The organism is Rouxiella sp. T17, assembly GCF_036663475.1.
Classification (GTDB): Bacteria; Pseudomonadota; Gammaproteobacteria; order Enterobacterales; family Enterobacteriaceae; genus Rouxiella.
This window is the reverse complement of record NZ_JAWUEA010000025.1, coordinates 1-24,954: the sequence shown is the minus strand read 5'-3', so window position 1 is coordinate 24,954 and position 24,954 is coordinate 1. Positions and strand designations below refer to the sequence as shown.

24 protein-coding genes are annotated in these 24,954 nt (G+C 53.7%); 19 read left to right on the top strand and 5 right to left on the bottom strand.

Features of this window, described 5'->3' with window-relative positions; genetic code table 11:
• Positions 1-4: 4 nt before the first annotated feature.
• The gene (gene metR / locus SC206_RS06195) at positions 5-943 is read right to left on the bottom strand and encodes an HTH-type transcriptional regulator MetR (protein ID WP_332735231.1); all 939 of its coding nucleotides are present in this window, start codon (positions 941-943) and stop codon (positions 5-7) included.
• Between the two features lie 334 nt (positions 944-1,277).
• On the opposite strand from metR, the gene SC206_RS06190 reads away from it, so the two are divergent.
• Positions 1,278-2,042, top strand: a complete 765-nt coding sequence (locus SC206_RS06190; RefSeq protein WP_332735229.1) for an SDR family NAD(P)-dependent oxidoreductase — start codon at positions 1,278-1,280, stop codon at positions 2,040-2,042.
• 123 nt (positions 2,043-2,165) lie between these two features.
• On the opposite strand, the gene SC206_RS06185 is transcribed toward SC206_RS06190, so the two are convergent.
• Positions 2,166-2,993 carry a dienelactone hydrolase family protein gene (locus SC206_RS06185; protein ID WP_332735227.1) on the bottom strand — a complete coding sequence of 276 codons (828 nt, stop codon included), beginning with the start codon at positions 2,991-2,993 and terminating at the stop codon, positions 2,166-2,168.
• A gap of 523 nt (positions 2,994-3,516) precedes the next feature.
• Here SC206_RS06185 and udp point away from each other — a divergent pair.
• The 11 genes from udp to tatD all read left to right on the top strand — a co-directional run bounded on the left by udp (position 3,517) and on the right by tatD (position 13,391).
• Positions 3,517-4,278, top strand: coding sequence for a uridine phosphorylase (gene udp / locus SC206_RS06180; protein WP_332735225.1), 762 nt, complete (start codon positions 3,517-3,519; stop codon positions 4,276-4,278).
• A 228-nt stretch (positions 4,279-4,506) separates the two neighbouring features.
• Positions 4,507-5,289, top strand: a complete 783-nt coding sequence (locus SC206_RS06175; RefSeq protein ID WP_332735223.1) for a tyrosine-protein phosphatase — start codon at positions 4,507-4,509, stop codon at positions 5,287-5,289.
• 93 nt (positions 5,290-5,382) lie between these two features.
• Positions 5,383-5,910, top strand: a complete 528-nt coding sequence (locus tag SC206_RS06170) for a DedA family protein (protein WP_332735221.1) — start codon at positions 5,383-5,385, stop codon at positions 5,908-5,910.
• Between the two features lie 144 nt (positions 5,911-6,054).
• The gene (gene rmuC, locus SC206_RS06165) at positions 6,055-7,539 is read left to right on the top strand and encodes a DNA recombination protein RmuC (protein WP_332735219.1); all 1,485 of its coding nucleotides are present in this window, start codon (positions 6,055-6,057) and stop codon (positions 7,537-7,539) included.
• A 123-nt stretch (positions 7,540-7,662) separates the two neighbouring features.
• A complete protein-coding gene (gene ubiE, locus SC206_RS06160) occupies positions 7,663-8,436 on the top strand; it encodes a bifunctional demethylmenaquinone methyltransferase/2-methoxy-6-polyprenyl-1,4-benzoquinol methylase UbiE (protein WP_045049731.1) in 774 nt (257 codons plus the stop codon).
• Positions 8,437-8,449: 13 nt separating this feature from the next.
• Positions 8,450-9,061 (top strand): ubiquinone biosynthesis protein UbiJ, encoded by a 612-nt coding sequence (ubiJ, locus tag SC206_RS06155; protein WP_332735216.1) that lies wholly within the window; start codon positions 8,450-8,452, stop codon positions 9,059-9,061.
• A complete protein-coding gene (ubiB, locus tag SC206_RS06150; protein ID WP_332735214.1) occupies positions 9,058-10,698 on the top strand; it encodes a ubiquinone biosynthesis regulatory protein kinase UbiB in 1,641 nt (546 codons plus the stop codon). The genes ubiJ and ubiB overlap by 4 nt, the downstream gene beginning before the upstream one ends.
• A gap of 94 nt (positions 10,699-10,792) precedes the next feature.
• Complete coding sequence (tatA, locus tag SC206_RS06145; RefSeq protein WP_332735212.1) at positions 10,793-11,062, top strand: Sec-independent protein translocase subunit TatA; 270 nt, start codon at positions 10,793-10,795, stop codon at positions 11,060-11,062.
• 3 nt (positions 11,063-11,065) lie between these two features.
• The gene (gene tatB, locus SC206_RS06140) at positions 11,066-11,773 is read left to right on the top strand and encodes a Sec-independent protein translocase protein TatB (protein WP_332735210.1); all 708 of its coding nucleotides are present in this window, start codon (positions 11,066-11,068) and stop codon (positions 11,771-11,773) included.
• A 2-nt stretch (positions 11,774-11,775) separates the two neighbouring features.
• On the top strand, positions 11,776-12,543 hold the full coding sequence (tatC, locus tag SC206_RS06135) for a Sec-independent protein translocase subunit TatC (RefSeq protein ID WP_332735208.1): 768 nt from the start codon (positions 11,776-11,778) through the stop codon (positions 12,541-12,543).
• A gap of 62 nt (positions 12,544-12,605) precedes the next feature.
• A complete protein-coding gene (gene tatD, locus SC206_RS06130) occupies positions 12,606-13,391 on the top strand; it encodes a 3'-5' ssDNA/RNA exonuclease TatD (protein WP_332735206.1) in 786 nt (261 codons plus the stop codon).
• A 31-nt stretch (positions 13,392-13,422) separates the two neighbouring features.
• Here the strand turns inward: tatD and rfaH are convergent, their stop codons facing one another.
• The gene (gene rfaH, locus SC206_RS06125; RefSeq protein ID WP_332735204.1) at positions 13,423-13,911 is read right to left on the bottom strand and encodes a transcription/translation regulatory transformer protein RfaH; all 489 of its coding nucleotides are present in this window, start codon (positions 13,909-13,911) and stop codon (positions 13,423-13,425) included.
• Positions 13,912-14,057: 146 nt separating this feature from the next.
• Between rfaH and pepE the strand changes: the two genes are divergently transcribed.
• The 3 genes from pepE (at position 14,058) to fre (ending at position 17,127) form a co-directional block, all read left to right on the top strand.
• Positions 14,058-14,783 (top strand): dipeptidase PepE, encoded by a 726-nt coding sequence (pepE, locus tag SC206_RS06120; RefSeq protein ID WP_332735202.1) that lies wholly within the window; start codon positions 14,058-14,060, stop codon positions 14,781-14,783.
• 144 nt (positions 14,784-14,927) lie between these two features.
• Positions 14,928-16,406 carry a 4-hydroxy-3-polyprenylbenzoate decarboxylase gene (gene ubiD, locus SC206_RS06115; RefSeq protein ID WP_332735200.1) on the top strand — a complete coding sequence of 493 codons (1,479 nt, stop codon included), beginning with the start codon at positions 14,928-14,930 and terminating at the stop codon, positions 16,404-16,406.
• Positions 16,407-16,425: 19 nt separating this feature from the next.
• A complete protein-coding gene (gene fre / locus SC206_RS06110; protein ID WP_332735198.1) occupies positions 16,426-17,127 on the top strand; it encodes an NAD(P)H-flavin reductase in 702 nt (233 codons plus the stop codon).
• A 132-nt stretch (positions 17,128-17,259) separates the two neighbouring features.
• Here the strand turns inward: fre and fadA are convergent, their stop codons facing one another.
• Complete coding sequence (fadA, locus tag SC206_RS06105; protein ID WP_332735196.1) at positions 17,260-18,423, bottom strand: acetyl-CoA C-acyltransferase FadA; 1,164 nt, start codon at positions 18,421-18,423, stop codon at positions 17,260-17,262.
• A gap of 11 nt (positions 18,424-18,434) precedes the next feature.
• Positions 18,435-20,621: a fatty acid oxidation complex subunit alpha FadB gene (gene fadB / locus SC206_RS06100; RefSeq protein WP_332735193.1), complete on the bottom strand. Its 2,187-nt coding sequence runs from the start codon at positions 20,619-20,621 to the stop codon at positions 18,435-18,437.
• A gap of 200 nt (positions 20,622-20,821) precedes the next feature.
• Between fadB and pepQ the strand changes: the two genes are divergently transcribed.
• The 4 genes from pepQ to hemG are packed head-to-tail and all read left to right on the top strand — an operon-like array spanning position 20,822 to position 24,818.
• Complete coding sequence (gene pepQ / locus SC206_RS06095) at positions 20,822-22,153, top strand: Xaa-Pro dipeptidase (RefSeq protein WP_332735192.1); 1,332 nt, start codon at positions 20,822-20,824, stop codon at positions 22,151-22,153.
• Positions 22,153-22,761, top strand: coding sequence for an IMPACT family protein (locus tag SC206_RS06090; protein ID WP_332735190.1), 609 nt, complete (start codon positions 22,153-22,155; stop codon positions 22,759-22,761). The genes pepQ and SC206_RS06090 overlap by 1 nt, the downstream gene beginning before the upstream one ends.
• A 35-nt stretch (positions 22,762-22,796) precedes the next feature.
• Entirely contained in the window at positions 22,797-24,248 is a 1,452-nt protein-coding gene (gene trkH, locus SC206_RS06085) for a Trk system potassium transporter TrkH (RefSeq protein ID WP_332735188.1), read from the top strand.
• 36 nt (positions 24,249-24,284) lie between these two features.
• Positions 24,285-24,818: a menaquinone-dependent protoporphyrinogen IX dehydrogenase gene (hemG, locus tag SC206_RS06080; RefSeq protein WP_332735186.1), complete on the top strand. Its 534-nt coding sequence runs from the start codon at positions 24,285-24,287 to the stop codon at positions 24,816-24,818.
• The last annotated feature ends 136 nt before the right edge of the window (positions 24,819-24,954 follow it).

Here is a 24,954-nt window from a genome sequence, read left to right as displayed (position 1 = left end):
TCGCTTAAGAGAGCGACTTTGCGGCAGAAGAAATTCCAGGTCTCGAGGCATCTCGCACAAACGGCAGATGGTTGCAGGCGTGTTGTCTTGCCGAACGGATAAAGGCTTCGGTCACGGCCTGACGCTGCTCGCCGTCGCGCACGGCGGCGTAAAGTCGACTCCACAGACCCTCGCCCAGCGTCTTCGTGACCACTAATCCCTGTTTTTCAAAACTCTCTACGACCCAATGCGGCAGCGCGGCAATGCCCATGCGCGCCGACACCATTTGAATCAGCAGCAGCGTATTATCCACACTTTTCAGCGCCGGACTCACGCCCGCCGGTTGCAGGAAGTGACGCCAAATATCCAGCCGCTGGCGCTGCACCGGATAAATCATCAGAATTTCGCTGCTCAAATCTTCGGGAGTGATCAGCTCTTTATTGGCCAGCGGATGATCCGGCGCCAGCACCAGACGCACCTCGAAATCAAACATCGGCGAATAGTGCAAACCACTGCGCGGCAGGATGTCGGAGGTCAGCACGATATCCAGCTCGCCCTGTTGCAGCGCGGGCTGCGGGTCAAAAGTCACGCCGGATTTAAAGTCCATCAGCACCTGCGGCCAGGTTTGGTGGAAGGCATTCAGCGCGGGCGTCAGCCACTGAATACAGCTGTGACATTCAATCGCAATGCGCAGCGAAGTTTGATGCGGCTCATGGCACGCCTGCAACGCCTGTTGAATCTGTGGCAAAACCTGTTCAGCGAGCTGCAACATGATCTCACCCTGCGGCGTAAAGCGCAGCGGCTGGCTTTTACGCACAAACAGCTTGAAACCGAGACGCTGCTCGAGGTCGCTGAACTGATGCGACAGAGCAGATTGGGTCTGGTGAAGCTGGGCCGCGGCGGCCGCGAGCGAGCCAGTATTATGCAACGCTTGCAGCGTCCGCAGGTGTTTGAGTTCAATCATGAGAGTCCTTCACTGTCACTGTGAATAATTTGCGCCTGTAGATTATACACTACCTGCGGATTATAGATGTGTAAACATCTGGACGTCTAAATGAAAGTTTAATGACGATAATCCTCACCTAATTAGCCCTTTTTGCTGGGTCATTCGTATTTTGTAACCTCTTTCTCGCGCCTCTGTGGCTCGCGACACGCCTTGGCTGAACGCGTTTCTCGGCGCAGAAGTTCAGTAAATCGGCCCGGCTTTTTGCATCTTGACTAGGCTTAATGAAGTGAAAACGCTTCTGACTTAAAAATCACAGGCGACTGACGACATTAAGCAACGTAAGGAGACAAAGATGAGCCGATTTAAAGATAAAGTGGTGGTAGTAACAGGTGCAGGTTCCGGTATGGGCGCAGCGACGGCGCAACGCTTCTCTAAAGAAGGGGCGATCGTGGTGCTGGTTGGGCGTACCGAAATCAAGTTGGCCAAGGTCGCCAATACGCTTGAATCTACTAACTATTATGTTCACGTGGCCGATATCTCCAACCCGCAGGACGTCGAACGTTTAGCAGAAGTGGTGCTCGACAAGTTTGGTCGCGTTGACGTGCTGGTCAATAACGCGGGCGTGGCCGTTCAGGGCCAGGTTAATGAAGCGAGTATCGAAGACTGGAAAAAAGTCTTTGATATCGATGTCAGCGGCGTGTTTTACACCACCCGTTTCTTCATCGAAGCCTTGAAGAAAAGCAAAGGTAACATCGTCAACGTCTCCTCCGTTTCGGGTTTGGGCGGCGACTGGGGCATGAGCTTCTACAACGCGGCGAAGGGCGCGGTGAGCAACTTTACTCGTTCACTGGCGATGGATCACGGCGCGGACGGCGTGCGTGTGAATGCCGTTTGCCCAAGCTTGACCATCACCGACATGGCCGAAGATATCAAGGATAACAAAGAGCTGCTGGCGAAATTTGCCGAGCGTATTCCGCTGGGTCGTGCGGCGCAGCCAGAAGAAATTGCCTCGGTCATTGCCTTCCTGGCAAGCGACGATGCGCGCTTTGTTACGGGCGTAAACCTGCCTGTTGATGGCGGACTCAGCGCCTCAAACGGACAGCCGCGTCAGGCCTGATTCAGTTATCAGACCTCATTAGGTTATTAGGTTATAAATAGTAATAACGAAAAGCCCCGTCAGGTTAGCCTGCGGGGCTTTTTCTATTATTCTTAGCGGTTTATCAATCAGCCAGCCTGAATCTTATTTAACGCCGTATTTGGCAAACCATGCCAGCATGCGCTGCCAGCCGTCGGTAGCCGCCTCGGCGTTGTAACTTGGGCGATAATCGGCGTTAAAGGCGTGGCCTGCTTCCGGATACACCACGATTTCGGCGGTAGCATTGGCGGCACGAATCGCCTGACGCATGCTTTCAATTGAATCCTGTGGAATGCTCGTGTCCTGACCGCCGTAAAGGCCCAACACCGGCGCAGTTAAATCAACGGCTTCGTCTACCGGATGAGTTGGCGTTGTCAGCGTTTTGTTGCCCACCAGCTTGCCATACCATGCCGCGCCCGCTTTCAACTGTGGACTGTGCGCCGCGTAGAGCCAGGTAATACGGCCGCCCCAGCAGAAACCGGTAATCGCCAATTTGGTCGCGTCGCCACCGTGCTGCGCGGCCCAATGCGCGGTGTGGTCGAGGTCGGCCAGCACCTGTTGGTCGGGCACTTTGCTGACCAGTTTTTCGAACAACTCGTTGATATCGTTGTAGTCAGAAGGATCGCCCTGACGGAAATAAAGCTCCGGCGCAATGGCCAGATAACCCTCTTTCGCCAAACGACGGCACAGGTCACGGATGTGCTCATGCACGCCGAAAATCTCCTGCACCACTAAAACGATAGGCAGCTTGCCCGTGTATTCGGCAGGGCGAGCCAGATAAGCGGGGAGATGTTCACCCTGCGACGGAATTGTTGTCTCGCCCGCATACAAACCTTCAGCGTCGGTATGAATTGTGGAGGCAGAGACAGGCGTAACGGCAGGCGAGAAACTGTCAGGCGCTTGTTTTAATTCGAGTAAAGTATCTTTCTTCATTACAGTCTCCATACAGGGTAAGTGCTTTTCTTATCAGTAAGAAAGATGAGGTTCTTTAAGCCATAAATGTATTTTTTAAAACGTTGGAACTGCTCAAAAGCGTAAAACGCTTTCAGGTTTTAAAACTATAAGCCAAATGGTCACCACATCAACCACCATAGCCTGTCACTCTGTCAGGACTTATGTAAAAAATGCTGACACGCGGAAATTTTGACCGTTTTGATAGACTGATAACGCAAATATTTTGTCTGGAAGTGACGAACGTGCCAGTTTATTGTGAGTTGCGTCACATAATTTATGAAAACGATGATAATCACAGTGTTGCTTAGCGATTGCCTTCACAAAATTAACTCACAATGAACGATAGAGTAGTGGAATAAACAGCCTGTAACGTTTTGCCGATTCACATCCGGCCAAACTGACATTGACCGGATCAAAGACCTTGACCGAATCAAAGACCTTGATCGAACCAAACACATTGATCGAATCAAAGACAATGACCGAATTAAAATGGAGTTAAATTATGTCTCAATCTGACGTTTTCCACCTTGGCCTGACAAAAAGCGATCTTCAGGGCGCAACCTTAGCCATTGTGCCGGGTGATCCTGAGCGCGTTGAAAAAATTGCAAGACTGATGGAAAACCCGGTGCGTCTGGCTTCTCATCGTGAATTCACCTCCTGGCGCGCAGAGCTGGACGGCAAGCCCGTTATTGTCTGTTCAACCGGCATCGGCGGCCCTTCTACTTCTATCGCCGTCGAAGAGCTGGCGCAGCTCGGCATCCGCACCTTCCTGCGCATTGGCACCACCGGCGCGATTCAGCCGCATATTAACGTCGGCGATGTGCTGGTCACCACGGCAGCCGTGCGTCTAGACGGCGCGAGCTTGCATTTTGCGCCGATGGAGTTTCCGGCCGTGGCCGATTTCGCCTGTACTACGGCGCTGGTGGAGGCTTCAAAAGCCGTGGGCGCCACTATTCACATCGGCGTGACTGCCTCTTCCGACACCTTCTATCCGGGTCAGGAACGTTACGACACCTATTCAGGCCGCGTGGTGCGTCGTTTTAAAGAATCGATGCAAGAGTGGCAGGAGATGGGCGTGATGAACTACGAAATGGAGTCCGCCACGCTGCTGACCATGTGTGCCAGCCAAGGCCTGCGCGCCGGCATGGTGGCAGGAGTTATCGTCAATCGTACTCAACAAGAGATCCCGAATGCCGAGACGATGAAACAGACGGAAAGCCATGCGGTAAAAATCGTGGTCGAGGCGGCGCGTCGTCTGATCTAAACCTGAGTGATATCTGAGAAAGATCGGATAAATATCTGATAAAGATCGGATGTAACCTGAAGATGAACATAATAAGGGTCGCCAATGGGCGGCCCGTTTTTTTATCTTCGCGAAGCTATCTGTTATGGTCGTGGAACGAACTTTGGGCAATCTTTTCTACTTACTGGCTTGTCCATCACCGACATTTTCATCACTGACTTGTTCATCATCAAATTGCAACGAGGCACTATGACGGCACAAATTTTACTTCATCCCTCTCTGATGCCTCTCGAAGGCGGTGTGAATTTCCGCGATCTTGGCGGCAATACGGTCGCTGATGGCCGTCGCATCAAGCGCGGCCTGCTGTTTCGTTCTGGCGCGCTGGATACGCTGACAGAACAGGATCAGCAGTTTCTGAGCAATCTTCCGCTTAACGTTATTCTTGATTACCGCGACGCAGATGAAGTGGCGGCCAAGCCCGATATTCTGTGGTCCGGCTGCGAATATCATCAGGTGGCGGCCAATCCGATGAGTCACGAGGTCAATGCCAATCTTGAAAGGCTGACCGCAGAAACTATCGCCGCCTTTGACCCGCAGGCCTTTATGCTCGAGCTTTACCGCCGCCTGCCGTTTAACAATGCGGCCTATAAAAAGCTGGTTAGCCTGCTTTGCGAGACACAAGAGGGCGCGCTGGTGCAGCACTGCGCCGTGGGCAAGGACCGCACGGGTATGGGTGCCGTTATTGTACTGCTGGCGCTGGGCGCGGAGTGGAGCACCATCAAAGAAGACTACCTGCTGACTGAAACGACGCTGGCAAACTTCCGTGAAAACATGCTCGATAAGCTGTCGATCACCCTGCCACCCGAGGCGCTGGAGAAGTTTGCCTACGTGCTTTCCGTGCAGGAGCTGTTTATTGATACCGCGCTGCAGGCCATCCTCGAGGCTTACGGCACGACGGACAGCTGGCTGGAAAAAGAGTACGGCATGACAGAAGAAGTGCGGGAAACGCTGCGCGACCGTTATCTGGAATAATCGCTTCGTTAAGCTAATGTTGTCCTGATTTGATTTTTAATGTCTGCTACAGACAGAGCAGGTAGTTTTAGACTTTTACAGGGGCAATATTCATTGAGCATTAACGAAGTTATTCATTACGTCACCGAATTCGTGCGCCAGCATCAGGCTTGGGCAGCGCCAATCGTGTTTTTCCTGGCCTTTGGCGAGTCGCTGGCCTTCCTTTCTTTGCTGTTACCCGCCACGGTTATTTTGCTGGGGTTGGGCGCGCTGATTGGCGAGGCGGGCATTCCCTTCTGGCCGATTTTCGCCGGTGCGGCGGCCGGAGGATTCTTCGGTGACTGGCTATCTTACTGGATCGGCTCGCATTATAGCGATCGCGTGCCGCATATCTGGCCTTTCAAAAAGCATCCGCAAATGCTTGAGCGCGGGCATGCTTTCTTCGACCGTTGGGGCATGGCGGGCGCATTTATCGGCCGTTTCTTTGGCCCGCTTCGCGCGGTGGTTCCACTGGTGGCCGGAATTTGCGGCATGCCACAGCGTTATTTCCAGCTGGCGAATTTCAGCTCGGCGATAATTTGGGCCTTTGGCATTCTTGCGCCTGGTGCCTTTGGTATCAAATGGTTAAGCCAGTTTTTCTAAGCGTTTTAATTGAAAACTCAACGACCGTATTACAAGGATTCTGGAAGACGTCTCGCAAAGCGCGGGCGTCATTCAAAAGCATCTGGACATCCATACAGCATGCCTTTACCTTGACTCACAGAGATGTAAACAGAGGAATTTACGGTGGATTTCAGCATGCTTTACGCGCTAGGCGCTGGACTGACGGGCCTGCTCATCGGCTGGTTAATCGTCAGCCTGCGCCAAAATCAAATTCAGGCGGAGAGCGAAACCCGCTATAAACTGCTGGAGCAGGCGCAAACTCAGCTCATGGCTGAAAAAGAGACGCTGCACCGCGAAATTTTACAGGCGCGACAGCAGCAGCGTGACAGCGAAATCGAACTGAGAAAACTGCATAGCGCGCAGGCGGCAAGCAGTGAAAAGCTGCAACTGTTGGCGCACTGGCAAAACGAGTGTGACCAGCTTAATCAAGAGCTGCGGGCGCAGCGTGAAATAAATAGTGCGCAAGAAGCCGAGCTGCGTGAAGTGTCGACCCGTCTTGATGAAACGCGTATGGCGGCGGAAGAAAAACAGCGGCTGTTAATCAACAGTGAACAAAGGCTAAACAGCCAGTTCGAGAACCTTGCCAATCGAATTTTCGAGCAAAGTGGCCGCCGCGCAGATGAGCAGAACAAGCAAAGTCTCGACAAACTGCTGCTGCCGCTGCGTGAACAGCTCGACGGCTTTCGTCGTCAGGTGCAAGACAGTTTTGGTCAGGAAGCCCGTGAGCGCCACACGCTAACCCACGAAATTCGCAGCCTGCAGCAGTTGAATGCGCAGATGGCGCGCGAAGCGCTGAATCTGACCAAAGCGTTAAAAGGCGATAACAAAACGCAGGGTAACTGGGGCGAGGTGGTGCTGAGCCGCGTGCTTGAAGCGTCCGGCCTGCGTGAGGGCTACGAATACCAGACCCAGGTCAGCGTGCAAACGGAAAATAACAGTCGCATGCAGCCCGACGTGGTGGTGCGATTACCGCAAAGCAAAGACGTGGTTATCGACGCCAAGATGTCGCTGGTGGCCTATGAACGTTACTTCAACGGCGAAGATGAGCTGGTGCGCGAGGCGGCGCTGAGTGAGCACATCACTTCTATTCGCGGACACATTCGTTTGCTGGGCCGCAAAGATTATCAACAGCTGCCGGGGTTGCGCAGCCTTGATTACGTGCTGATGTTTATTCCGGTGGAGCCGGCCTTTATGGTGGCAATCGACCGCGAACCTGAACTGATCAGCGAGGCGTTGAATCACAACATCATGCTGGTCAGCCCGACGACTCTGCTGGTGGCGTTACGCACTATCAGTAATCTTTGGCGCTACGAGCATCAGAGCCAAAATGCCAAGCAGATTGCCGACCGCGCCGCGCGGCTGTATGACAAACTCAGACTGTTCGTCGACGACATGCAATCGATGGGACAAAGTCTCGATAAAGCGCAGACAAGTTATCGTCTTGCAATGAACAAACTTTCTCAGGGCCGTGGTAATCTGGTCGGCCAGGTTGAGAGCTTTAGGGCGATGGGCGTTGAAATCAAACGGCCTATTAGTCCAACCCTCGCCGAGCAGGCCGTCGCTGAAGATGACCCCGAATTTCAGGCTTCTCTCGACGACCTTGGTTAATGCGTAAACAATAATTTCACGGCTTGATCACCGCGTGCGGCGCAAATCGCATCGGAGATGGGGCTTTCCTCGGGGTTCTGATACACTTTCCCCAGGCGATATACTGAATAAGCAGGCAGAAATATGGAAAAGCAGACGCAGGAAAATGTAGATTCTCAAGAAACTACACACTTTGGATTTCGTACCGTAGCCAAAAACAACAAAGCAGAGATGGTAGCTGAAGTCTTTCACTCTGTGGCCGCGAAATATGACCTGATGAATGACCTGATGTCATTCGGTATTCATCGTATCTGGAAGCGTTATGCTATCGACTGTAGCGGCGTGCGCCGTGGGCAGCGCGTTCTAGATTTGGCCGGCGGCACGGGCGATCTGACCGCCAAGTTTTCCCGTTTGGTAGGAGAGCAGGGCGAAGTTGTGCTGGCAGACATCAACGATTCCATGCTGAAAATGGGTCGTGAAAAGCTGCGTAACAACGGGATTGTGGGCAATGTGAGCTACGTACAGGCCAACGCCGAAGCTCTGCCATTCCCTGATAACTATTTTGACTGCATCACTATCTCTTTTGGTCTGCGTAACGTAACTGAAAAAGAGAAAGCGCTGCGTTCCATGTTCCGCGTGTTGAAGCCGGGCGGCCGTTTGCTGGTGCTGGAATTCTCCAAACCCCTGATCGCGCCATTGAGCAAAGCCTACGACACCTACTCTTTCCACATCTTGCCAAGAATTGGCGAGCTGGTGGCGCAAGATGCCGAGAGCTATCGTTATCTGGCCGAATCCATCCGTATGCACCCGGATCAGGAAACGCTGAAGGGCATGATGGGCGATGCCGGTTTCGAGAACGTGACTTACAGCAACCTGACTGGCGGTATCGTTGCGCTGCACCGAGGTTTCAAGTTCTGATATGGAAATGCCGATGTTGTTAACTCCGTTATTGACTGCCGCTATCGAAACCGCCCTTAATCATCTGTTGTTTAAGGATCGCAGTATGAAGGCCGCAAGGCTTCGACTGGCGGGCAAAGTTTTACGTATTGAGCTGCAGGAGCTGAGTTCACCGCTGACGCTAATCTTTAGTGAGCAAAAGGTCGATGTCCTGGGGCAGTGGGACGGCGCGGCAGATTGCACCGTGATTTCTCGCCTTTCAACCTTGCGCAAACTGCGCGACCGCCAACAGTTGGCTCCGCTTATTCGCAGCGGCGACCTCAACGTTGAAGGTGATATTCAGGTCGTGCAGCAGTTTTCTGCTCTGATGGACATGTCCGAATGGGAACCCGCCGAGCTGCTGGCGCCTTACATCGGCGATATCGCCGCGCAGGGTATTAGCCAGGCCGTTACCGGCGGTTTTCGCTTCCTGACCGCGGGTGTCAAAAAACATCAGGGCCAAGTTGCTCAAGTGCTTACCGAAGAGTGGAAACTGGCTCCCGGCGCGCTCGAAGCCGCCTGGTTTACCGATGAAGTTTCTGCTCTTGAGCGTCAAGCCCATGCGCTGGAAGCGCGCCTTAACAAACTACTGGGAGGGAATCGATGACTCCAGGTGAAATGCGTCGCCTGTATCTGATTATTCGGGTATTTCTCACTTACGGCCTTGATGAACTCATCCCTAAAATTAAGCTGACTCTGCCGCTGCGATTAGGTCGTCATCTCTTTTTCTGGGTGCCTTTCCGTCATCAAGACAAACTGCTCGGCACGCGCCTGCGCCTCGCGCTCGAAGAGCTGGGTCCGGTATGGATCAAGTTTGGTCAGATGCTTTCTACGCGTCGCGACCTGTTCCCGCCCGTTGTCGCCGACCAGCTGGCCCTGTTGCAGGACCACGTTGCTCCGTTTGACGGCGCGCTGGCCCGCAAACATATCGAGCTGGCATTGGGCGGTCCGATAGAAACCTGGTTTGATGATTTTGACCAAAACGCCTTGGCGTCGGCCTCTATCGCACAGGTTCATACGGCAGTACTCAAAGAAAACGGCAAGAAAGTAGTGCTCAAGGTTATTCGCCCTGACATCATGCCGATCATCAAGGCGGACACCCGTCTGATGGCGCGTCTGGCCGGTTGGGTCTCGAAATGGCTGCCGGACGGTCGTCGTCTGCGTCCGCGTGAAGTGGTTAGAGAATATGAGAAAACGCTGCTCGACGAGCTGAACCTGCTGCGCGAGGCGGCGAACTCTATTCAGCTGCGCAGAAACTTCGAAAATAGCCCGGTGCTATACGTGCCTGAAGTTTATCCAGACTACTGCCGCGAGCGTTTGCTGGTCATGGAGCGCATTTACGGCATTCCAATTTCCGACGTCGCCGCACTCGAGAAGCAGGGCACCAACATGAAGGTGCTGGCCGAACGTGGCGTGCAGGTATTCTTTACTCAGGTCTTCCGTGACAGCTTTTTCCATGCGGATATGCATCCGGGCAACATTTTTGTTAGTTATGAAACGCCGGAAGATCCTTGCTACATCGCTATCGATTGCGGCATAGTTGGATCGCTTAACAAAGAAGACAAACGTTATCTGGCCGAGAATTTTATCGCCTTCTTTAACCGCGATTATCGCAAGGTTGCCGAGCTGCATGTCGACTCTGGCTGGGTTCCGCGCGATACCAACGTCGAAGAGTTCGAGTTCGCCATTCGTACCGTTTGTGAACCCATTTTCGAAAAGCCGCTGGCAGAAATTTCCTTCGGTAACGTATTGTTAAACCTGTTTAACACGGCCCGACGTTTTAACATGCAGGTACAGCCTCAGTTAGTGCTGTTACAGAAAACCCTGCTGTATGTTGAAGGCCTTGGCAGGCAGCTCTATCCGCAGCTTGATCTCTGGACAACGGCGAAACCCTTCCTCGAAAGCTGGATTAAAGATCAGATTGGATTACCGGCCATGGTTCGCGCCTTTAAAGACCGCGCACCGTTCTGGATTGAAAAACTGCCCGAGCTCCCTGAACTGGTTTATGACAGTCTTAAACAGCAGCAGTTGATGTCGTACAATCTTGAAAAGCTGACCCAGCAGTTAGAGAAACAGTCTACCCGCGAAGGTCAATCCCAATACCTGCTAGGTGTGGGCGCGGCATTACTGGTTGGCGGCACGGTACTGATGCTGGGTAAGGTCGAGGTTTACCCCGCTTGGCTTATGGCTGCGGGTGTGGTCGCCTGGATTTTCGGATGGAAACGAACCAGCAAGACCGAGTAACGGTTTAAAAATCTTATAACTGACATTATGTGTCGTCTAGCGGCGTAGGTCGTGTAACGGCAACGATTAATTCTTGTTTATTGAGGTAAATACCATGGGTGCATTTAGTCTTACGCACTGGCTAGTCATTGCGGTAATCGTGGTGCTGCTGTTCGGTACCAAAAAACTGCGTGGTCTGGGCAGCGATCTTGGCGCTTCAATCAAAGGCTTTAAAAAAGCCATGAATGACGATGATAAAACCAAGACGCACACACCAACTGATACAACCGGGTCTGATGCAGAATTTTCGGCCAAGTCTTTAGAAAGCACCAAGCCGGAAGTGAAAGCAGAAGAAACTAAGAGTCAAAACAAAGAGCAGGTATAAGCCGTGTTCGACATTGGGTTTAGTGAACTGCTGCTGGTATTCGTTATTGGTCTGGTTGTGCTCGGACCCGAACGTCTGCCCGTGGCGGTAAGAAGTGTAGCGGGCTGGATCCGTACTCTACGTGCGATGGCAGCATCGGTACAAAACGAGCTTAATCAAGAGCTGAAACTGCAAGAGTTGCAGGACAGCCTGAAAAAAGCAGAAGAGGCCGGCTTGAAGAATTTGTCGCCAGAGATCAAATCGTCTATCGATGATTTGAAAGAGGCGGCGTCTTCAATGAAACGCTCAATTCACGAGAATCTGAGCCCAGCCGATCAGGCAATTGCCGACGCGCACGACGGAAACACCATTCATAACCCTGTGCTTCGCGATCCTGAAGCACACTATGATGAAGGGATTTCTCCGGCAACTGCCGATCATCAGGCCGGTTCACCCGCAATGACACCTTCGGCGGCCGTGGCTTCCGAGACATCTGCTGCCGTGACGTCCGCCAGTGAACCGACTGTCGATCTTGCCAAGCCTCAGGCTGTCGATTTCGAGAAACGCGCCGCCGCCTCTCATGTAGAACCACATGCAGAGTCTCTCGCTGTCGACCTTGCAAAACCACAGAATGTGGCCTCAGCGCCAGCGACTAAACCGGTAGAACATGCCGCCGCCGCAAGTCGACCTGCGGAGCAGCCTGCTTCTTCACAAACCACGGGTGAACGCTAAACATGGCAGTTGAAGATACACAGCCGCTTATCAGTCATCTGATTGAACTGCGTAAGCGCCTGCTGAACTCTATTATTTGCGTGATTGTAGTGTTTTTGGCACTGGTCTATTTTGCCAATGATATTTACTACCTGGTCTCTGCGCCGCTTATCAGAGTCATGCCTTTGGGCGCGAGTATGATTGCGACAGACGTTGCCTCGCCTTTCTTTACGCCTATCAAGCTGACAATGATCGTGTCGGTGTTTGTCTCGGCGCCGTTTATTCTGTATCAAATCTGGGGCTTTATTGCGCCTGCTCTGTACAAGCATGAACGTCGCCTGATGATGCCGCTGCTGTTCTCAAGCTCCGCGCTGTTCTATCTCGGCATGGCGTTTGCGTACTTCATCGTGTTCCCGCTGGCGTTTGCCTTCTTTGCGAAAACCGCGCCGGCTGGCGTGCAGATTGCGACCGACATCAACAACTATCTCGACTTTGTCATGGCTATTTTCATGGCTTTCGGGGTGTCGTTCGAAGTGCCTATCGCGATAATTCTGCTGTGCTGGACCGGCGTGACTACGCCTGATGACCTGCGCAAAAAGCGTCCTTACGTGCTGGTGGGTGCTTTTGTGGTCGCGATGCTGCTGACTCCTCCCGACGTATTTTCGCAAACGTTGCTGGCTATCCCGATGTACTGCCTGTTTGAAATCGGCATGTTCTTCGCCCGTTATTACGTGGGTAAAGGACGTCGTGATGGTGAAGACGAAGCGGACGACGAGTCCGAGGCGTCCTGAGCCGCAAGAAATAAGATTAATTAAACCGCCTCTCAGAGGCGGTTTCTTTTTGAGAGATAGCTATGTTTGAGATTGGCATTAATTTAACCAGCAACCAGTTTGACAAAGATCGCGCCGAGGTTGTCGAACGTGCAAGAGAAGCCGGATTAAGCGGCATGCTAATCACCGGCACCTCTCTGGAAGAGAGCCGTGAGGCGCAGCAGCTTGCCGCGCAGTATGCCGATTTTTGCTGGTCAACCGCCGGAGTGCATCCTCATCAGGCAAGCAGCTGGAATCGCGAGGTTGAACATGCCTTACGCGCGCTGGCCGCCGAGCCAAAAGTGGTAGCGATTGGCGAATGTGGGCTGGATTTCAATCGTAATTTTTCAACGCCCGCCGAGCAGGAAGTGGCTTTCGAAGCGCAGCTGGCGCTGGCTGCCGAGCTCGGATTACCGGTTTTTCTACACTGTCGCGACGCACATTCGCGTTTTGTTCAGCTGCTTGAACCTTGGTTGCCTCGTCTCGCGGGCGCGGTCGTTCACTGTTTTACCGGCAGTCGCGAAGAGCTGGAACACTATTTGACGCTGGGTTTATCGATTGGCATTACGGGCTGGGTATGCGACGAACGTCGCGGGCTGGAACTGCGCGAGATGCTACCGTTGATTCCGGTTGAAAAGCTGCTGCTGGAAACCGACGCGCCGTATTTGTTGCCGAGAGACATGCTGAACAAGCCGAAGAATCGCCGTAACGAGCCAAGCTTCTTGCCGCATATTGTCAAACAGGTGGCGCTGTGGCGTGGCAAAGAAGAAGAGGCCGAGTGGCTGGCAAAAGTAACCGACGACAATGCGCGTCGGCTGTTTAAGATTTAAAAGGCGGGCAGAAAAGTTGCCGCAAAAACGGTTAAATTTTCTGGAATTCGGTGTTGCAGAGGCTTTGTCTTACCTGTTTGTTGAGCAGGTTTAGCAGCAGGTGTGAACGCCGCTCGCCGTCCGGCTCGGTATAGATAGCCTGCAATCCCTCGAAAACGCCTTCGGTGATCAGCACCCGATCGCCTTCGTGCGGCGTTTCAGGGTCGCGAACATCGGTCGGCGGCTGGTGAATCAGCTGTTCGATAACGCTGGCGTTCACCGTCGCGAGCAGGTTCCCGAAGCGAACAAAATGACTCACACCGCGCGTCGCGCTAATCGTGGTGGTATGAATTTTTTCAGGATCGAATGCAATAAACATATAATTTGGAAACAGAGGTTCATCCGCCATCGTTCGGCGACCGCGCACCACTTTCTCCAACTTGATGGTCGGAACTAAACACTGAACGTGCTGACGCTCAAGGTGTTCCTGGGCACGAAGATGTTGACCTCGTTTGCAATAGAGTAAATACCAGCTTTCCATATATCGTTTTCCTCGTGTCTAACACGATGAGAATAACAAAAGCTTTAAGGGATAAATAGCCGTGCGTGCGGCTCGGCTTTCGCAGCAGGGTCTCGGGTAGATTATCCGCTATTTTGAAATCTGCTAAACATTGATGGAGAAAAGTCATGGAATTGTTCTTACTGAGTAATGGCAAGCTTTCAAACGACAGCCAACCTTTGGGTTACGCCCACGAACAGATAAAAGCGATGTTCAAGGCGCGAAATATCGACTCGGCCGTGCTTATCCCTTATGCCTTGGTGCGCAGCGATTATGACGAAAGAGCGGGCGAGCTGGCACACGCGCTTGGCATTAAAGTTGGCAGTATTCATCACGCGGGCGATCCCGCAGACGCCATCGCACAGGCGCAGTGTATTTTGGTGAGCGGCGGCAACACCTGGATGCTGAATCAGATGCTGCATGAAAAAGGTCTAATCGTGCCGATTCAACGCGCGGTACGTGAGCGCGAGATCCCGTATATCGGCTGGAGCGCGGGCTGCAACGTAGCGACACCAAGTATTCGCACCACCAATGATATGCCGGTGCGTAATTCCGTGGTGTTACCGGCGCTTGGCCTGTTCCCCGTGCAAATTAATCCGCATTACATTGATGCGCACATCAGCGGCCATATGGGCGAAACGCGCGACGAGCGTATTGCCGAATTCTGCGCGGTGAATCCGAGTGAGTCGGTTGTAGCGCTGCGTGAAGGCAGCCTGCTGCATATTTCCGGCAACGATCTGCGCTATTTCAGTGCTAAAAACGAAGGGTTTAAAGTCTTCCGCCACGCGCACGAAACGCAGGAATACTATGATACTCAAGCACTTTCTAGCCTTGTTCCTTTTAACTGCCTTTAATACTCTTTATTAAATCTTCCGTAATGGGCACGCTGTTGCCTGCTGCTTTTAGTTTTATAGACTTGAAAAAAGCAGCCACGACGCGTAACAGGCTTTATACTGCCCTTTAAATTTGGTGATAAAACTTATAATGACGTGCCTCGTATGAAATATCGTGACCTGCGTGACTTCCTGGCTTTGCTCGAAAAGCAGGGCGACCTCAAGCGTATCAGCCAGCCCGTTGATCCTTATCTTGAAATGACCGAAATCGCCGATCGCACGCTGCGTGCGGGTGGTCCGGCGCTGCTGTTTGAAAATCCAAAAGGCTATTCGATGCCGGTGCTGTGCAATCTTTTCGGCACGCCAGAGCGTGTGGCGAAAGGCATGGGACAGGACGATGTCAGCGCGCTGCGCGACGTGGGCGAGCTGCTGGCGTTTCTGAAAGAGCCAGAGCCGCCGCGCGGGTTCCGCGATTTCTACGACAAGATGCCGAAGTTCAAGCAGGTCCTGAATATGCCGACCAAATTGCTGAACTCCGCGCCGTGTCAGGAGCAAATCTGGCAGGGCGATGACGTCGATTTGGGCCGTATTCCGGTGATGCACTGCTGGCCGGAAGATGCCGCGCCGCTGATCACGTGGGGCCTGACGGTTACGCGCGGGCCACACAAGCCGCGTCAGAATCTGGGTATTTATCGCCAGCAAGTGCTGGGTAAAAATAAGCTGATCATGCGCTGGCTGTCGCATCGCGGCGGCGCGCTCGATTATCAGGAGTGGTGCGAGAAGAATCCGGGCCAGCGTTTTCCGGTTTCCGTGGCGCTCGGTGCCGATCCCGCCACTATCCTCGGCGCAGTGACGCCGGTGCCGGATACGCTGTCGGAATACGCCTTCGCCGGCCTGCTGCGCGGCAATAAAACCGAAGTCGTGAAATGTATTTCCAACGACCTCGAAGTGCCTGCCAGCGCCGAAATCGTGCTCGAAGGTTATATCGAGCCGGGCGAAATGGCGCCAGAAGGGCCTTACGGCGACCACACTGGCTACTATAATGAAATAGACAGCTTCCCGGTATTTACCGTGACGCACATCACCCAGCGTAAAGATGCGATTTATCATTCGACCTTTACCGGTCGTCCGCCTGATGAACCGGCGGTGCTGGGTCTGGCGCTGAATGAAGTCTTCGTGCCTATCCTGAAAAAGCAGTTTCCAGAGATAGTCGACTTCTATCTGCCGCCGGAAGGGTGTTCTTATCGTCTGGCTGTCGTTACCATGAAGAAGCAGTATGCAGGTCACGCCAAGCGCGTAATGATGGGTGTCTGGTCATTCCTGCGGCAGTTTATGTACACTAAATTTGTTATTGTGTGTGACGACGACATTAACGCGCGTGACTGGAAAGACGTGATCTGGGCGATTACCACGCGCATGGATCCGGCGCGCGATACCGTCCTGGTTGAAAACACGCCGATAGACTATCTTGATTTTGCCTCGCCGGTTTCAGGGCTGGGCTCCAAGATGGGGATGGATGCAACCAACAAGTGGCCAGGCGAAACGCAGCGCGAATGGGGACGTCCGATTGTAATGGACCCGAAAGTGACCGAGCGAATCGACAGCATTTGGGACGAGTTGGCTATTTTTAGCACTAAAAATTGATGACCCTCAGAGGGAACGCATGACTATAATGAGCTGTAAAGTGTCCTCAGTTGAGGCCATAACCGACACCGTATATCGGGTTCGCCTGCAACCTGAATCACCTTTTTCATTTCGTGCCGGTCAATATCTGATGGTCGTGATGGATGAGCGCGACAAGCGTCCGTTCTCCATCGCTTCAGTACCTTCGGAAAAAAATTATCTGGAGCTGCACATCGGTGCCTCCGAGATGAACCTTTACGCGATGGCCGTGATGGATCGCATCCTGAAAGAGCAAACCATCGATGTCGACCTGCCGCACGGCGACGCGTGGCTGCGCGAAGAGGGCGAACGTCCGCTGGTATTAATTGCGGGCGGTACTGGCTTCTCTTACGTGCGCTCGATTCTGGTGACGGAACTGGCGAACAATCCAGAGCGCGATATCTCCATTTACTGGGGCGGCCGCGAGTTGAAACACCTGTACGATCTCGGCGAGCTTGAAGCGCTGAGCGTGGTGCATCCGAACCTGAAAGTGATCCCGGTGGTCGAGCAGGTTGAAGATGACTGGCAGGGGAGAACCGGTAACGTGCTGAGCGCTGTCATGCAGGATTTTGATTCACTGAGCGAGCATGACATTTATATCGCCGGTCGTTTTGAAATGGCGAAAGTGGCGCGTGAACGTTTCTGTGCCGAGCGCGGCGCGCTGGAAGATCGGATGTTTGGCGACGCGTTTGCCTTTATCTAATCCGCTTTACGTTACAGCGTAGAGATTTTATTAGCGTAATGACTTTACTAGCGTAATCACGTTAATCGCATCAAAAAACAAAGCGGGTTTTTAGCCCGCTTTTTTTATGCCTGATTTTCGCCATTGTGTTCGTTAGATACGTTCGAAAACGGTGGCTATCCCTTGCCCGAGGCCGATACACATGGTCGCGACGCCAAACTGCACGTCTTTGCGTTCCATCAAATTCAACAGCGTGGTAGAAATTCGCGCGCCCGAACAGCCGAGCGGATGACCTAGCGCGATAGCGCCGCCGTTGAGGTTTACCTTATCTTCCATGCTGTCCAGGAGGCCGAGATCTTTGATGCACGGCAGCGACTGGGCGGCGAAAGCTTCGTTTAACTCGAACAGGCCGATATCTTCAACGGAAAGACCGGCGCGCTTGAGTGCCAACCGAGTCGCCGGAACCGGCCCGTAACCCATGATCGACGGGTCACAGCCGACCACCGCCATCGCGCGGATTTTTGCCCGTGGCTTAAGACCCAGCGACGCGGCGCGCGATTCGCTCATAATCAGCATCGCTGACGCACCGTCCGATAGCGCCGACGCGCTGCCCGCCGTTACCGTGCCGTTGACCGGATCAAACGCCGGTCGCAGCGCCGCGAGAGAAGCGGCGGTAGTTTCCGGTCTAATTACCTCGTCGTAATTCAGGCTAAACAGCGCGCCGTCGGCATTGTGGCCGTAAGTGGGAATAATTTCATTGTTGAACGCACCGGAAACGGTGGCCGCGTGCGCGCGCTGGTGCGAACGGGCGGCGAATTCATCCTGCATCTCACGGCTGATATGGTGCATTTTTGCCAGCATTTCGGCGGTCAGCCCCATCATGCCCGCCGCTTTGGCAACGGTACGGCTCAGGCCCGGATGAAAATCGACGCCGTGACTCATCGGCACGTGACCCATATGTTCTACGCCGCCAATCAAACTGACAGCCGCATCGCCGACCATAATCGTGCGCGCCGCGTCGTGTAAGGCCTGCATTGAAGATCCGCACAGCCGATTGACGGTCACCGCCGGAACGGAGTGCGGAATTTCGGCCAGCAGCGCGGCGTTGCGGGCGACGTTAAAGCCCTGCTCCAGCGTTTGCTGCACACAGCCCCAATAAATATCGTCGATTTCCTTGGCGTCGAGCGCCGGATTACGGGCGAGCACCGCGCGCATCAGGTGCGCCGACAGATCTTCGGCACGCACGTTGCGAAACGCGCCGCCTTTGGAGCGGCCCATCGGCGTGCGGACGGCATCGATAATGACTACATTTTCCATGATTTCAGTCCTTATGCCTGATGGCCGGTGTTGATGTCGGCCAGCGGTTCAGCCTTCGGATAATAGCTTTCGTTGCTCTCAGCCTTGCGACGCAGGCCTTCGGGCGCGTGATAAAGCGGACCGAGATGGGCGTATTTTTCAGTGAGCGCCAGATATTTCGCGCTGCCGAGGGTGTCGAGATAACGGAACGCGCCGCCGTGGAATGGCGGGAAACCGATGCCGTAAACCAGCGCCATGTCAGCTTCTGCCGGGCTCGCCACGATTTTCTCTTCGAGGCAGCGCACGACTTCGTTAATCATCGGGATCATCATCCGCGCAATAATATCTTCGGCGCTGAAATCACTTTGCGAGCTGGAATTTTCCAGCAGGCTCGCCACCTCGGGATCCTGCTCTTTACGCGGTTTGCCTTTGTTGTCTTCACTGTAACGATAAAAACCGCGCTGATTTTTCTGACCAAAACGCTCGGCTTCAAACATCACGTCAACGGCGTCGCGATAGTCTTTCGCCATGCGATCGGGAAAACCTTTCGCCATCACGGCCTGCGCGTGGTGCGCGGTATCGATGCCGACCACGTCCAGCAGATAGGCCGGACCCATCGGCCAGCCAAACTGTTTCTCCATCACTTTGTCGATTTGCGTGAAATCGGCGCCGTCGCGCATCAGCAGGCTAAAGCCGGCAAAATACGGGAACAGCACGCGATTGACGAAAAATCCGGGGCAGTCGTTGACCACGATCGGCGTTTTTCCCATCGCAGAGGCGTAGGCAACGACGCGTGACAGCGTCTGATCCGAGGTGTGACGGCCGCGAATAATTTCGACCAGCGGCATGCGATGAACCGGATTGAAGAAATGCATGCCGCAGAAATTTTCTGGCCGTTTGAGCGCGGCGGCCAGCGTGTCGATAGGAATTGTCGAGGTGTTGGAAGCCAAAATCGCGTCATCGTTAAGCAGCGCTTCGGCTTCGGCCAGCACGGCGGCCTTCACTTTTGGATTCTCAACCACGGCCTCGACGACGATTTGCGCGCGCTCAAGTCCAGCGTAATTGAGCGTGGGTTGAATGGTCGCCAGAATTTTGGCCATTTTCAGGCCGTCAATCTTGCCGCGCTCCAGCTGTTTGTTAAGCAGTTTTCCGGCTTCGTTAATGCCGAGCTGCAACGATTTATCATTAATATCTTTCATGATGACCGGCACGCCTTTCAGCGCGGATTGATAGGCGATGCCGCCGCCCATAATTCCCGCGCCCAATACCGCCGCCTGTTCAGGCTTGCCGTGGCTGCCCGCCAGCTTTTTGGCTTTGCTTTTGACGAACTGATCGTTAAGGAAAATCCCGACCAGCGCGCGCGCCTCCGCCGACTGTGCCAACGGCACAAAGCTACCGGTTTCCAGCGCCAGCGCCTCGTCGCGTCCCAAACCGGCCGCCGCTTCGATGGTTTTTACCGCCGTCATTGGCGCGGGATAATGTTTGCCCGCCGTTTGCAGCACCATGCTCTTTGCTACACTGAAACTCATCGTCGCCTCAATGCGGCTGAGTTTGAGCGGCAGCAGTTTAGGTTGACGTGCGGCGCGCCAATCGAGCTTGCCGTCAATCGCATCACGCAGCGTGCCGAGCGCCGCGTCATGCAGCTTTTCGTTCTTGACCACGGCATCGACCAGGCCAACTTTCATGGCATCGACGCCGCCGAGATCTTTACCTGCGGCGATAATTTCCAGCGCGCTGTCGGCACCAAGTAGGCGCGGCAAACGCACCGAACCGCCGAAACCGGGCATGATCCCAAGACGTGTTTCGGGCAGGCCGATGCGCGTATCTGCCGTGGCAATACGGAAATCGGTCGCCAGCACTAATTCACAGCCGCCGCCCAGCGCATAGCCGCTGATCGCTGACACGGTAGGGACGGGCAGGTCTTCCAGCCGATTGAAAATCCCGTTGGCAAAGCCCAGCCATTGATGCAACTTCTCGGCGGGCGCGGTAAACAGCGATAAAAATTCGGTAATATCTGCGCCGACAATAAAGGCGGCTTTTGAGGAGCTCAGCAGCAGCCCTTTAAGTTCGGTTTGTTGTTCGAGAATGCTGAGCGCCTCGCCCAGACTGGCAACGGTCTGAGTATCGAGTTTATTAACGGAGCCTGGAGCGTCGAACACCAGCTCGGCAATCCCGTCGTCGAGCCAGTGCAGCTGTAGTGTTTCGCCTTGGTAGAGCATGTGCGTCTCCTGAATCATCGATGATGATCTGGTATGACCAGATGATTGGAGTGTGGTTTTTATGTTAATGAAATGCAAACGGACCGCGCGATATTTGCTGACAAGATCACAAAGTAGGCGGGGCTACGGCACCTGTTGTGCTGTGATAAGATGCGGCATCGTTTGACACAAATCGTATGAATCCGCTAAAGGACAGGTCGATGGAATCTCTCGCTTCTCTCTACAAAGAACATATCGCCGTTTTACAGGCGCGCGCGCAAGAAATACTGCAACGTAATCAGCTGGATGCCTTGCTGATTCATTCCGGTGAGCTGCAAATTTCCTTTCTGGATGACTACAGCTATCCGTTTAAGGTCAATCCGCAGTTTAAAGCCTGGGTGCCGGTGACGCAGGTGCCTAACTGCTGGCTGTGGATCGATGGCGTGAACACGCCGAAGCTGTGGTTCTATTCGCCGGTGGATTATTGGCATACCGTCGAGCCGCTGCCTGACTCTTTCTGGACTCAGGATGTGAACGTCTTGCCGCTCGCCAAACCGGATGACATTAAAAGCCAGCTTCCTGCCGACCTTTCGCGTGTGGCTTACATCGGTTACAGCAAAGATCGCGCGTTGGGTCTAGGAATCACCGCTGACCATCTGAATCCGAAGGCCGTGCTCGACTATTTGCATTATCATCGCGCCTATAAAACGGGTTATGAAATTGCATGCATGCGCGAAGCACAGAAGTTTGCCGTCAGCGGCCACCGCGCGGCGCACGAGGCATTTTTGTCGGGAATGAGCGAGTTCGACATCAGCATGGCGTATTTAACGGCCACGGGTCATCGCGAAACCGAGGTGCCGTACGGCAATATTATTGCGCTTAACGAACACGCCGCCGTGCTGCATTACACCACCTTGCAGCATCAGCCGCCTGCCGAAATGCGCAGCTTCCTGATTGACGCGGGTGCAGAATACAACGGCTATGCCGCTGATTTAACGCGAACTTATGCCGCCAATGCCGACAGCGATTTTGCCGCGCTGGTTAGCGATCTCAATAACGAGCAGCTTGCGTTGATTGATACCATTAAACCGGGCGCGCGTTACACCGACTATCATGTGCAAATGCATCAGCGTATTGCGCGTCTGCTTAAAACGCACAGGCTGGTGGTGGATATGAGCGAAGAGGCGATGGTGGAGAACGATCTCACCGGACCTTTCCTGCCGCACGGGCTGGGGCATCCGCTGGGTTTGCAGGTTCACGACGTGGGCGGATTCATGCAGGACGAACACGGCACGCATCTGGCCGCGCCGTCGAAATATCCTTATCTGCGTTGTACTCGCGTGATTCAGCCGGGCATGGTGCTGACTATCGAACCGGGTCTTTATTTCATCGAATCGCTGCTCGCGCCGTGGCGTGAAGGCAAGTTTAGCCAGCATTTCGACTGGGATAAAATCGAGGCGATGAAACCGTTTGGCGGCATTCGTATCGAGGACAACATTGTTATCCACGATAATCGCGTCGAAAACATGACCCGCGACCTGAAGCTGGCCTGATGCAGCCTTACTCCGTTCCCGCTGCGCCCGTCGAGGTTAGCGAAGAGATAAAGAAGAGCCGTTTCATTACTTATCTCGAGCCGACGGTGGGCGTCGAGGCGGCGAAGGCGTTTGTCCAGCAGGTGAAAAGCCAGCATCCGGCGGCGCGTCATCACTGTTGGGCCTTTGTTGCGGGTCCGCCGAATGATTCGCAGCAGCTGGGTTTTTCCGACGACGGCGAGCCTGCGGGCACGGCGGGCAAGCCGATTCTCGGACAGCTAATGGGCAGCGGCGTGGGCGAGATTACCGCCGTGGTCGTTCGCTATTATGGCGGTATAAAGCTGGGCACCGGCGGGTTGGTGAGCGCTTACGGTAACGGCGTTCGACTGGCGTTGGCTCAGCTGTCGGTCATTGAAAAGGTGCCGCAAAGCGAATTTTTATTGCGCTGCGACTACGCGCAAATATCGATGGTTGAATCTTTATTGCAGCAGGTCGGCGGCAGCATTCTACAGAGTGATTACGGCGCAGCGGTGGACCTTCGTCTGGCGCTGCCGGCATTGGCGGCGACAGAGATTGCGGATCGGCTGTTTAATCTCAGTCGCGGTTCGCTTACCCTGCAACCCGTTTAACTTTCTTTTATTTATCCGCTGAGGAACGCGCCAGCATGCATTTCCGTGCCATCACCCGCATTGTCGGGGTACTCGTTATCCTATTCTCCGGAACGATGTTTATTCCAGGAATAGTGGCTTTAATTTACAGAGACGGGGCGGGGCGCGCGTTCAGTGAGACGTTTTTCGTTGCGCTGGCTATCGGCCTGCTGCTTTGGGTGCCCAATCGAAAACAGCGCAGTGAGCTAAAACCGCGAGAAGGTTTCCTTATTGTCGTGCTGTTCTGGACCGTGCTGGGCAGCGTGGGGGCTTTACCTTTCCTGTTCGCCGAGCACCCGCATCTCGGATTGACCGACGCGTTTTTTGAATCGTTTTCCGGATTAACGACCACTGGCGCGACTACGCTGGTGGGGCTCGACAGTCTGCCGCACGCGATTTTGTTCTACCGACAGATGCTGCAATGGTTTGGCGGCATGGGGATCATTGTGCTGGCGGTAGCCATACTGCCGATTTTAGGCGTCGGGGGAATGCAGCTTTATCGCGCCGAAATGCCGGGGCCGCTGAAAGATAACAAGATGCGTCCGCGAATTGCCGAGACGGCCAAAACTTTGTGGATCATCTATGTTCTGCTTACCGTAGCCTGCGCGCTGGCTTTGTGGAGCGCGGGGATGTCGGCTTTCGATGCTATCGGCCACAGCTTTTCAACTATCGCGATCGGCGGCTTCTCGACCCATGACGCGAGTATCGGCTTTTTCCACAGCTCGACGATTAACACTATCATCGCTATTTTCCTGCTGATTTCAGGCTGTAATTATGGCCTGCACTTTGCGCTGCTGAGTGGTCGCAACATTAAGGTTTACTGGCGTGATCCTGAATTCCGCATGTATATCGGCGTTCAGTTTACGCTGGTGCTGGTGTGTACTTCCGTATTGTGGATGCATGACACCTACAGTTCCGGCCTCGAAACGCTGAATCAGGCCTTCTTTCAGGTGGTGTCGATGGCGACGACGGCGGGTTACACCACCGACAGCATTTCGCGCTGGCCGCTGTTTCTTCCTCTTCTATTACTCTGTTCGGCGTTTATCGGTGGCTGTGCCGGTTCAACGGGCGGTGGCCTGAAAGTTATCCGCATCCTTCTTTTATATCTGCAAGGGTCGCGTGAGCTGAAACGCCTGGTCCATCCCAATGCGGTTTATACCATCAAGCTGGGCAATCGCGCGCTGCCGGAACGTATCCTTGAGGCGGTGTGGGGATTCTTCTCGGCCTACGCGCTGGTGTTTATTGTCAGCATGCTCGCAATCGTGGCGACAGGGGTTGATAACTTCTCGGCGTTTGCGGCGGTCACGGCCACGCTTAACAACCTGGGTCCGGGGCTTGGCGTGGTGGCGGATAACTTCCAGTCAATGAATCACATAGCCAAATGGATCCTTATCATGACCATGCTGTTTGGCCGTCTTGAAGTATTTACGCTTTTAGTCCTGTTTACGCCAACCTTCTGGAAAGAGTAGGCAGATGATGGATTCATATATAGAAAGGAGAACGAGATGAAAGCTCTGGTGCTTTATTCCAGCCGTGATGGACAGACTCACGCAATTGCTTCTTATATAGCAAACGTTTTGAAAGAAGAAGGGGAGTGCGACGTGATTGATTTGCAGGATGCAGACCAGCTTGATTTGGCGCGCTATGGCAAAGTCATGATTGGCGCGTCAATTCGCTATGGTCATTTCTCCCCTTTGCTCGACAAGTTCGTTAAACGTCACGCGGGTTTATTGAATGCGATGCCTTCAGCCTTCTTTTCGGTAAACCTGACGGCGCGTAAAGCTGAAAAGCGTACGCCACAGACGAATGCCTATACGCGTAAGTTCCTTTTAACCTCTCCGTGGCAGCCCGCTTTATGCAATGTGTTCGCGGGAGCGCTGCGATATCCGCGTTACGGCTGGTTAGATAGAGTCATGATTCAATTAATTATGCGAATGACGGGCGGCGAAACGGATACCAGTAAAGAAGTTGAGTACACGGATTGGGAACAGGTAAAGCAGTTTGCTCTCGATTTTGACAAAATAGCGGTCAAAAAGTAGCAATTAAGTGGGTTAATTGGTCTTTTTGGCGAAAAAAGAAGCGGTCAGAAAAGTATTTTAAAAAAGGGGTTGCGGCCTTCCGAGAACTCCCTATAATGCGCCTCCACTGACCGGGAACAACGACTCCTCTAACGAG